Source organism: Gallibacterium anatis DSM 16844 = F 149 (genome assembly GCF_000379785.1).
Classification (GTDB): Bacteria; Pseudomonadota; Gammaproteobacteria; order Enterobacterales; family Pasteurellaceae; genus Gallibacterium; species Gallibacterium anatis.
In genome coordinates this window covers 1-8,926 of sequence record NZ_KB903745.1, presented here as the reverse complement: position 1 = coordinate 8,926, position 8,926 = coordinate 1, and the positions used below count along the sequence as shown (strand labels likewise).

Annotated in this window: 12 protein-coding genes and 1 pseudogene; 10 read left to right on the top strand and 3 right to left on the bottom strand. The window is 40.4% G+C overall.

Annotated elements, in window-relative coordinates:
* Nucleotides 1-377: 377 nt before the first annotated feature.
* Complete coding sequence (locus A3EO_RS0111345; RefSeq protein ID WP_018347233.1) at nucleotides 378-1,403, bottom strand: tyrosine-type recombinase/integrase; 1,026 nt, start codon at nucleotides 1,401-1,403, stop codon at nucleotides 378-380.
* Nucleotides 1,404-1,488: 85 nt separating this feature from the next.
* On the opposite strand from A3EO_RS0111345, the gene A3EO_RS0111340 reads away from it, so the two are divergent.
* The 5 genes from A3EO_RS0111340 (at nucleotide 1,489) to A3EO_RS0111315 (ending at nucleotide 4,561) form a co-directional block, all read left to right on the top strand.
* Nucleotides 1,489-2,145, top strand: coding sequence for a hypothetical protein (locus A3EO_RS0111340; protein ID WP_018347232.1), 657 nt, complete (start codon nucleotides 1,489-1,491; stop codon nucleotides 2,143-2,145).
* The gene (locus A3EO_RS0111335; protein ID WP_018347231.1) at nucleotides 2,142-2,618 is read left to right on the top strand and encodes a hypothetical protein; all 477 of its coding nucleotides are present in this window, start codon (nucleotides 2,142-2,144) and stop codon (nucleotides 2,616-2,618) included. Before A3EO_RS0111340 ends, A3EO_RS0111335 begins: the two co-directional genes overlap by 4 nt.
* Before the next feature lie 173 nt (nucleotides 2,619-2,791).
* The gene (locus tag A3EO_RS13935) at nucleotides 2,792-2,926 is read left to right on the top strand and encodes a Com family DNA-binding transcriptional regulator (RefSeq protein WP_018347229.1); all 135 of its coding nucleotides are present in this window, start codon (nucleotides 2,792-2,794) and stop codon (nucleotides 2,924-2,926) included.
* Between the two features lie 56 nt (nucleotides 2,927-2,982).
* Entirely contained in the window at nucleotides 2,983-3,741 is a 759-nt protein-coding gene (locus A3EO_RS0111320; protein ID WP_018347228.1) for a class I SAM-dependent methyltransferase, read from the top strand.
* The gene (locus A3EO_RS0111315; protein ID WP_018347227.1) at nucleotides 3,728-4,561 is read left to right on the top strand and encodes a DNA adenine methylase; all 834 of its coding nucleotides are present in this window, start codon (nucleotides 3,728-3,730) and stop codon (nucleotides 4,559-4,561) included. The genes A3EO_RS0111320 and A3EO_RS0111315 overlap by 14 nt, the downstream gene beginning before the upstream one ends.
* Here A3EO_RS0111315 and A3EO_RS13420 read toward each other — a convergent pair.
* Nucleotides 4,549-4,710: a hypothetical protein gene (locus A3EO_RS13420; protein ID WP_018347226.1), complete on the bottom strand. Its 162-nt coding sequence runs from the start codon at nucleotides 4,708-4,710 to the stop codon at nucleotides 4,549-4,551. The two genes, A3EO_RS0111315 and A3EO_RS13420, sit on opposite strands and share 13 nt — an antisense overlap.
* A 209-nt stretch (nucleotides 4,711-4,919) precedes the next feature.
* On the opposite strand from A3EO_RS13420, the gene A3EO_RS13415 reads away from it, so the two are divergent.
* Nucleotides 4,920-5,111: a hypothetical protein gene (locus A3EO_RS13415; protein WP_154647146.1), complete on the top strand. Its 192-nt coding sequence runs from the start codon at nucleotides 4,920-4,922 to the stop codon at nucleotides 5,109-5,111.
* Here A3EO_RS13415 and A3EO_RS0111305 read toward each other — a convergent pair.
* The gene (locus A3EO_RS0111305; RefSeq protein WP_018347225.1) at nucleotides 5,108-5,911 is read right to left on the bottom strand and encodes a hypothetical protein; all 804 of its coding nucleotides are present in this window, start codon (nucleotides 5,909-5,911) and stop codon (nucleotides 5,108-5,110) included. The genes A3EO_RS13415 and A3EO_RS0111305 overlap by 4 nt on opposite strands.
* Before the next feature lie 93 nt (nucleotides 5,912-6,004).
* Between A3EO_RS0111305 and gloA the strand changes: the two genes are divergently transcribed.
* From gloA to A3EO_RS12960, 4 genes and pseudogenes are all read left to right on the top strand, one after another.
* Nucleotides 6,005-6,415, top strand: a complete 411-nt coding sequence (gene gloA, locus A3EO_RS0111300) for a lactoylglutathione lyase (RefSeq protein WP_018347224.1) — start codon at nucleotides 6,005-6,007, stop codon at nucleotides 6,413-6,415.
* Between the two features lie 123 nt (nucleotides 6,416-6,538).
* Nucleotides 6,539-7,162 carry a ribonuclease T gene (gene rnt, locus A3EO_RS0111295; protein WP_026211128.1) on the top strand — a complete coding sequence of 208 codons (624 nt, stop codon included), beginning with the start codon at nucleotides 6,539-6,541 and terminating at the stop codon, nucleotides 7,160-7,162.
* A gap of 79 nt (nucleotides 7,163-7,241) precedes the next feature.
* On the top strand, nucleotides 7,242-8,600 hold the full coding sequence (locus A3EO_RS0111290) for a Na+/H+ antiporter family protein (protein WP_018347223.1): 1,359 nt from the start codon (nucleotides 7,242-7,244) through the stop codon (nucleotides 8,598-8,600).
* A gap of 117 nt (nucleotides 8,601-8,717) precedes the next feature.
* Nucleotides 8,718-8,926, top strand: a pseudogene (locus A3EO_RS12960) (IS5/IS1182 family transposase); the annotation flags it as partial.

The following is an 8,926-nucleotide window of genomic DNA, read 5'->3' as shown; positions in this document are numbered from 1 at the left end:
ATCCCCCTTGGCTAGACTCCAAACATCACATATTCTGCCAATCCAATTCCAGAGCGAGTAACTAACTTGCATTGTGTTTTTGTTGTACTAGATACTATACGCATTATTGTTGTTGCATCAGTCATATTTATATCTGAGTAATTAGTATCTACTGCTGATACATATAAAACTTTATTTACTGCTGTCGGATACACTACGATTAGACTATTGCCACTAAATTCCAACTCTCCCCCTTGGGTAATAAGGGAAACGGTAAAAACTAGCAAAACTCAATACAAAATAGTGCTGTAATGATCAAATAAGTAGCACGTTTAAAGCCTGTTTAATCAGGCTTTAAACGCATTTTTAATTTTGATCAAAAGCACATTAAAGTAACTTTATTTAAGCAAATTTATTGTTTTTCGCAGGTGCGACAAGGTTTTATGTGTATAAACAGCGTCACCGACATTTGATGATGCGTGACCGAGTATGCGATCTCGAGCAACTTTGTTTGCGCCTGCAGCATCTAATAGCGTTGCTACGGTATGCCGGCAGTCGTGCGTGGAGTGTTTTGCCCTAATGGCTTGCATTGTTTTAGCAAATTGAGTTGCCGCTTGTGAGTAAGTAAGTTGTGTTAGATTAGGATTTACAAAGAGGTATTTTGCCCGCTTATCCTCACGCATTTTGCGCTCCACAATCGGAAAAATTAGTGGGTGTATAGGGATAATACGGATACCCGATTTTGTTTTTGACGTGACAATGTCAAAATACTTTTGCTTTAGGTTGACGTTTGATTTTTTGAGTTGCAGCAGCTCACCAACCCTCATACCAGTATATAACAGGATCAGCGTTAAATCGGTATCAACGGACTTACATTGCCATACTCGATTGATCTGTTGGCGGGTAAAGGTCTTGTGCGGGCGTACAGGGGTATTTTTACCTATCTGCAAATATTGCCCGTAAGCCTTATCAATCCACTCATTAATAATAGCGTAGGCAAATAATTGGTTGATTAGCGAGCGTACTTTTTTGAGGCTCGCATATGACAAGCCTTTGCTGCGCATTGTATCTAATACCTCTTGCAGATGGCGATATTTGATTTTTGCGATCGGCATTGCACTAATTTTGGCAAGATGATTATAGCTATTTTTGTAACTTGTGGCGGTTGATGATGATACTTGTCGTGCGTGGATTGGATACCATAATTGGTATACTTTGGCTAGGGTAATTGACGGCTCTGGTATATCTTGTTGATTGTAGTTAGCCAGTGCCGTTAGTGCCTCCTCTTTTGTTTCGTAATAGCCAATCACACTGTAAATTTGTTTGCCACTATCAGTGTAACCGACCGTTTTTCGGGCAATGTATGGGCGACGCCGCACGCCACTAAGTTTAAATACTGAGCCGTAGCCGTTAGGTAGTCTCATATTTCCTCCGTCTTTAAACCAGTTTAAAATCAATTTGCTTTTGTTTTGCATAAGCTAATTACAGTTAACAAAAGAGGTAATTAGTATGGCACTAACACATTTAATTGTGATTGATCAAAACACCGGCAAGCGTGAAACGTCGTTTGTCGTACCAATCCACGGCAAAACTTATGATGATCTTGTCGCTAAAGCACAGGCAGATTATCCAAATCACTTATATCTGCGAGATGACGACGGTACATTGCAAGCACAGCTCACAAACCAAGATGCGTATTGGCTTGGTGGCAAAGTTGAGATTAGACCTTCATCATTGCACGACTGGGACGGTACAAAGTGGGTGCTGAATCAACAGCGACAAGCAGAGTTAATTAGCGCAAAACGTCAGCAGTTAATTGATAGTATTGATAACACGGCAGCACAATATCTTGATAAATGGACGCGTTTTACAAGTGAGTACGAAGCGCGTGAAGCGGCTGCATTAGCTTATCAATCAGCAGATTATCAGGGTGAGGCAAGTGTTTATATTACCGGATTTGCTCAAGCAGCAGGCTTGGATTTACGTACTGCGACCAAACTAATCCTCAAACAGGCGGTACAGTTACGGGCTACGCTGGAGCAGATGAGTGTGCTGCGAATGCGGAAATATGAGTTAAAACAGCCAAATTTAACATTAGATGATATGCAAAAAATCCACGATGACATCATTGCGCAAATGCAAGCATTAGCAGAGGCACAACAATGACGGATCAAGTATTTTTGGCGTTGTACAAAGGAAAACGTGATGGACATAGCCTGTATAGCTATTGGTGCCGCTTGAGCGATTGGTTGATCCGCAAATTTACTCGTGGCAAATACAGTCATTGTGAGATTGCTATCAAAAAAGAGTGCAATTACGATTGCGATGTTTATTACGAATGCTACTCCTCATCTGTGCGTGATGGAGGCGTGCGTAAAAAAGTGATTGATGTAGAGGATGGCAAGTGGGATTTGATACCGCTAACGGGCGTGAGCGAGTCGCACATTGTCTATTATTACCAGCTTACTAAGGGCAAAAAATACGACTGGTGGGGTGCATTAGGCTTAGTGTTTTTGATCCACGAGCGCCGTAACCGCTATTTTTGTAGTGAGTGGTGCGCGCGGGCGATTAATTACGGTTGTGAGGGCTGGCGTTTTAGCCCGAACCATTTGGCGGCAATTTTTAGGAAGAAAATATGATGAAAAAATGCACTGCGGGGGGGGGGGTATGTAGCAATCCATTAAAACGGCAGGACAGGTTTATTGGCACTAAGCCTGCCCCCGATTAACGCAGAACAAGGCTGCATAACCGTTGCCGTCTACCTAGCCAGGCAGGCGGATTATAGCAAAAAAATCTGTCTAGGAATCGTGTTATGCAAAAAGATTTACAAGAAATGCGTTGCAAGTGCTGTAAAAAGCTACTGGCACGCACAAAAGATAATAAATATTTAGAGATTAAATGTACTCGTTGTAAAACGTTAAATGTATTTAATCGTAACAAAAATTAATCAAACTTGAGTGTCGGAGCGTCAAGAACGCCGGAACGCCATAACAAGGAGATGTTATGGCAACTCAAAAAATTATCGTATGGGCGTTGTTTGATAGTGGAAATGGTTGTTACACTCAAGCAGCTCAATCTTTTTCTAATATTGAAACTTACCCAATAGGCATTGATATTGAGGGTAAAAATCAACAACTTATTCAGGCTAACCTTGCTGATTTTTCTCAAATTTTTGGGCAATCTGCACTGTTTAATCTGTTAGATAGTTTACCGAAGCCCGATGTCATTTTAGCAAGTCCGCCTTGTGAGAGCTTTTCAGTCGCTAACTCAATTAAAAGCGGGAATGTCTGTTGGCAATGGCAAGGGAATATGCGTTTTGCTATTCGCAGCCGCAAGGACTTTAATGCTGTCAACGTTAAAAAGCGACGGTATCGTTACGACAAGTCTTTTTTAAATCGGATTAATGGTGAGCTTTGCATTTATAACACCATTGAGATTATCAAGCGTTATCAACCAAAGGTCTATGTCATTGAAAACCCTTACGCAAGCCGTATTTGGCATTATCTTGACGAGATTTTAGATTTTCCAATTCGTTACGCCAACCCAACTTATTACGGCAATTATGGTTGGGTATGCAAAAAAGCGACCAAATTTAAAAGCAATATTCCGTTAAATCTGCGTTATCAACATTATATTTCGGGCAAAACAATGTACGATTGTCTGCACAGTTATAACGCTCGCTCGGCAATCCCGTTACCGCTGATACAGGATATTTATCGCAGTATTATTGCTTTTTTAGGAGGTAACGATGCGTCATTTTAGCCAAGCTCCGCTACCATTTATTGGTCAAAAGCGGATGTTCTTAAATCAGTTCAAAACTGTGTTAAATCAAATGATAGCTAATGACGGCGAGGGTTGGACAATCGTTGATGCCTTCGGCGGCAGTGGTTTGCTAAGTTATGCAGCTAAACAACTCAAGCCTAAAGCACGGGTTATTTATAATGATTTTGATGGTTATGCTGAGCGGCTTAAACATATTGATGATATTAACCGTCTGCGACAACAATTAAGTGACTTGTTGACAGGTTGTCCACGACAAAAACGGCTAGATATTGCAATGCGTCACAAAGTCATTGATGTAATTGAGTCATTTAATGGTTATAAAGACCCACATATTTTATGTGCGTGGTTATTGTTTAGTGGGCAACAGATAAAATCTCTCAATGAGCTGTATCGGCACGGCTTTTATAACTGTGTGCGACAGAGCGACTACGATACGGCAGACGGCTATTTAGATGGGATTGAGGTTGTTAGTGAGAGTTTTAGCAAGCTGTTGCCAAAATTTGCAAATGATAAAAAAGCAATATTCGTACTTGATCCACCTTATCTTTGTACACATCAAGCAAGTTATAAGCAAGAAAATTACTTTGATTTAATTCATTTTCTTGAATTAATTCGCTTAACGCGCCCGCCTTACATCTTTTTTAGCTCAACAAAGAGCGAGTTTGTGCGGTTTGTCGATTGGCTTGTGGCAACAAAAGGTAATAATTGGCAGTCATTTGTTGATTACAAACGGATTATTGTGCAGACATCGACAAGTTATAGTGGCAAATACGAGGATAATCTCATTTATAAGTGCTGATAAAGTGCCTTGCGGCACTTTATAAACTGGCAGGCAGCTCGGAAAGTAGACAGTACGAGGCTAAGGTTAAAGAGTTTAAAGGCTGCATCATCACGTTCTGCAACTAACGCAAGCTCTAACATCATTTCACGTTCGGTTCTAAACTTCATTCTAATCTCCTTTTGCTGCTTTTTGTGTTCAGGACATCATTGCTCTGTTGCGGCGCAATGTGGAGAGGTATAGAGCTCTATTTGACTGACTGCTTAATAATACGACTGGAGAGGTATGGAGGTCTATTTAAACAGCATTTAAAAGGTATTTAAATTAGATGCAGATCCATTAAATCTGCGACAGTTATAATGTCGCAAATTTCGTGGTAATGTGTCGCAAATTTCGTGGCTTGCTACAGAAGCCGAATCAACAATATTATCTGCTCACCTTCACGCCTGAAGATGAAATGCCCTCTTTCAGCAAGGAGCCATTTGCCAGTGATAGTTCTGATATAAAAGTAAAGCCAATCATCAAATCCATTGTGTTTGATGACGGCTCCACTTCAATAAAACATAATTAAAACAACAAGATCGGAGAAAAAGCAGCTAATACAATTATGATTGCCAACAACCAATAAGGTGCTTTTTCTCTACGTATCAATGGATAAGCCCAAGCTGCCAACAACAAGAGATGGCAGATAAAATAGAAAGAAAGATACAGAACATTCCAGTCCGTTTTTACCCCATCAATATGAATAATCGCCATAGCAACTAAAGCAAATACACTGCTGGCTACCAGAGCAATTAAGACAAAATAAGGTAAAATTTCAATCAATCCATTTAATCTGTTACGAGAAACCAACAACCCCCAATAAACCAAGGCAATTCCGGCAATAATTTGCAATAACGGATTAAATGTTAAGCTGGTCTGCAATTCAAATAAAAACAGAGGAATCAGTGCTAAAATCAAGCCAATAGTGCCCATCACAACGCCTAACCATAAAATCGCACGCCGTAATTGCTCTTCTTTAGGCTGCTGCCAAGTGGTCAAAGTGAGTGCTAGACCGCAGCAATAAGCCAATCTAATCGGCAAATAAACCTTCACTTGGAAACAGGTTACCAATAACCAACCCACCCAAAAGATTAAAAAATAAAGATTCCATCGACTTAACCTTGAACGCTGTCCGTTGCATATTTCCCCTTTGATAAAAATCACCTGAGCGATCATTTGTGCCACTAAAACCGCAATTAATAAATGGGAAATAATGGATTCTCCTGCCGGTTTTGCTATTAATAAGAAAAAATCAGCTAATGCAAGTATAAAGATAGGTAAAATCGATAAACCGGCAACTTTAATTTTTGACTGTTCGTGATCTGACATATTTAATTAACCTTTACAAAATTTTGTGATTTACGTCGCATATTATGGCATAATCATTCGGTTTTTTCTTTAAATTAATCTTTCGGAGGAAATATGCGTTTATTACATACTATGCTTCGCATTGGCGATCTCGAACGTTCCATCAAATTCTATACCGAAGTTTTAGGAATGCGCGTTTTACGCCGCAGTGAAAACCCTGAATATAAATACTCTCTAGCATTCGTTGGTTATGACGATGAAGATAAAACCGCTGTAATTGAATTAACTTACAACTGGGGCGTTAGCCAATATGATTTAGGTTCTGCTTTTGGGCATATCGCTATCGGTGTTGATGATATTTATGCCACTTGTGAAGCCGTGAAAGCTGCCGGTGGTAAAGTAACACGTGAACCGGGTCCGGTAAAAGGCGGAACAACTGTAATCGCTTTTATTGAAGATCCTGACGGTTACAAAATCGAATTTATCGAAAATAAGAGTGCTAAAGACGGTTTAGGCAATCATTAATTCTCTTATTACACTATTTTTCTGCTCACTCCTCTTTTTCGAGGAGTGAGTCATTTTTAAAGGTAACATAATTTGGATACTACGCTTTCTCAAACCTCGGAAAATAACGCTACAGAAACCAGTATAAATTATCAGCTGCTAAAACATCGCTTCCGCGGTTATTACCCTGTTATCGTCGATGTTGAAACCTCCGGTTTAAACGCGCAAACGGACGGACTGCTTGAATTAGCCGCCATCACTGTAAAAATGGATGAGCAAGGATTGTTACATCCCGATGAAAAATGTCACTTTCAAATTAAACTTTTTGAAGGGGCAAATGTTGATCCCAATTCATTAAAAATTAACGGTATCAATCCCGATGATCCGCAAAGAGAAGCTGTTGATGAACTCACCGCATTGACAGGCTTCTTTCAAATGGTTAGACGTGGTCAAAAAGCAGCAGAATGCAAACGTTCGATATTGGTCGCCCATAATGCAATGTTTGATTACAATTTTTTAATGGCAGCCATTAATCGTACCGGTATCAAACGCAATCCGTTTCACCCTTTTTCAACCTTTGACACCGCCACTTTGGCCGGATTTATGTTTGGTCAGACCGTTCTTCGTACAGCCTGCGACAATGCCGGCATTCCGTTTGAACCAAGCAAAGCACATTCTGCACTTTATGATACTGAAAAAACAGCGGAATTATTCTGCTTAATGGTGAATAAATTAAAACAAGCTAATATTTTCCCACCACAACTTTGAGATGTAAAAATTTCTTGATAAATGGTTAAATTTTAGTAAATTATGGAACTTCTCATAATCAACTTAAGGAACACAACATATGTTATTCAGCAATGAAGTTGTTATCTCCATTCTCGTGCTGCTTGCACTGAGTTTGATGCGTATCAACGTTGTAATTGCCCTAATTATTTCCGCACTTACCGCCGGATTGGTTGGGGGCTTGGATCTGAACAAAACCGTTTCGGTTTTTACCGATGGTTTAGGTGGCGGTGCTTCGGTGGCAATGAATTATGCTATTTTAGGTGCTTTTGCCGTTGCCATTTCTAAATCCGGAATTACCGATTTGCTTGCCTACAAAGTGATTGTGCGTTTAGGTCATACGCCTAGCCATAGAACACTTTTCTGGTTTAAATATCTCTTGCTTGCCGTGTTATTGGCATTCTCTATCTCTTCACAAAACCTGTTGCCGGTACACATTGCCTTTATTCCGATTGTGGTGCCGCCATTACTCAGTATTTTTAATAAATTAAAATTGGATCGCCGAGCTGTAGCCTGTATTTTGACGTTCGGTTTAACTGCAACTTATATGTTGTTACCGGTCGGCTTCGGAAAAATCTTTATTGAAAATATTCTGGTCAAAAATATCAATGAAGCAGGCGCACAATTCGGTCTGCAAACCTCAACCGCACAAGTGTCACTAGCGATGTTAATTCCGGTTATCGGAATGATTTTAGGCTTGTTGACCGCTATTTTTATTAGCTACCGCAAACCGAGAGAATATATTGTTCACAGCAGTGAACCGACTTCTGATGATTTGCAACAGCGTATCGCTAACATTAAACCTTTCCATATCTGGATCAGTATTATTTCTATTGTGGTTGCCTTTACTTTGCAACTTTTCACTGATTCCACTATTGTTGGGGGCTTGGTCGGTTTAATCATCTTCGCTTTAGGCGGTATTTTTAAACTGAAAGAGAGCAATGATGTTTTCCAACAAGGTTTACGTTTGATGGCAATGATCGGTTTTGTGATGATTGCCGCTTCCGGCTTTGCCAAAGTGATTAATGAAACCGGCGGTGTGACTGAATTGGTGCAAACTTTCAGCAGCACTATCGGTACTGATAACAAAGGGCTTGCCGTATTCTTAATGTTATTGATCGGGCTATTTATCACAATGGGTATCGGCTCATCATTCTCTACCGTGCCAATTATCACCTCAATCTATGTGCCGTTATGCGTCAGCTTCGGTTTCTCGCCGTTGGCTACTGCAGCGATTGTCGGTGTATCCGCAGCTTTAGGTGATGCCGGTTCACCTGCTTCCGACTCAACATTGGGGCCGACATCCGGTCTGAATATGGACGGAAAACACGATCATATTTGGGATTCCGTTGTGCCGACATTCATTCACTACAATATTCCATTGCTAATTTTCGGTTGGATTGCGGCAATGACATTGTAAGCACAAAAAATATCCAACAAAAAAAGGCTGTTTCATACAGCCTCAGACTGCTGACAAACCTCTAGACATACCTCTAGAGGTTTGATCTAATAGGCATATCGAAAAAAGGAAATGCCTATGCTCAAAAATACACCCTCACTCCAATATGAAATCGAGATGATAAGTCTCGAACAACTCGTTCCAAAAGACCACCTTGTCCGTAAAGTCGCGAAAGCCATCGATTTTGACTTCATTCGTGATGAAGTTGCTCATCTCTATTGCCATGACAACGGTCGCCCCGCAGTTGACCCAGTTCGCTTGTTCAAAATCATGTTACTCGGCTATCT

What these genes read in the sequence shown, in the direction of transcription:
- gloA (WP_018347224.1), top strand. Translation starts at nt 6,005, where the DNA reads ATGCGTTTATTACATACTATGCTTCGCATTGGCGATCTCGAACGTTCC.
- A3EO_RS0111315 (WP_018347227.1), top strand. Translation starts at nt 3,728, where the DNA reads ATGCGTCATTTTAGCCAAGCTCCGCTACCATTTATTGGTCAAAAGCGG.
- A3EO_RS0111345 (WP_018347233.1), bottom strand. Translation starts at nt 1,403, where the DNA reads ATGAGACTACCTAACGGCTACGGCTCAGTATTTAAACTTAGTGGCGTG.
- A3EO_RS0111290 (WP_018347223.1), top strand. Translation starts at nt 7,242, where the DNA reads ATGTTATTCAGCAATGAAGTTGTTATCTCCATTCTCGTGCTGCTTGCA.
- A3EO_RS13415 (WP_154647146.1), top strand. Translation starts at nt 4,920, where the DNA reads ATGTGTCGCAAATTTCGTGGCTTGCTACAGAAGCCGAATCAACAATAT.
- A3EO_RS0111305 (WP_018347225.1), bottom strand. Translation starts at nt 5,911, where the DNA reads ATGTCAGATCACGAACAGTCAAAAATTAAAGTTGCCGGTTTATCGATT.
- A3EO_RS13935 (WP_018347229.1), top strand. Translation starts at nt 2,792, where the DNA reads ATGCAAAAAGATTTACAAGAAATGCGTTGCAAGTGCTGTAAAAAGCTA.
- A3EO_RS0111340 (WP_018347232.1), top strand. Translation starts at nt 1,489, where the DNA reads ATGGCACTAACACATTTAATTGTGATTGATCAAAACACCGGCAAGCGT.
- A3EO_RS0111335 (WP_018347231.1), top strand. Translation starts at nt 2,142, where the DNA reads ATGACGGATCAAGTATTTTTGGCGTTGTACAAAGGAAAACGTGATGGA.
- A3EO_RS13420 (WP_018347226.1), bottom strand. Translation starts at nt 4,710, where the DNA reads ATGAAGTTTAGAACCGAACGTGAAATGATGTTAGAGCTTGCGTTAGTT.
- A3EO_RS0111320 (WP_018347228.1), top strand. Translation starts at nt 2,983, where the DNA reads ATGGCAACTCAAAAAATTATCGTATGGGCGTTGTTTGATAGTGGAAAT.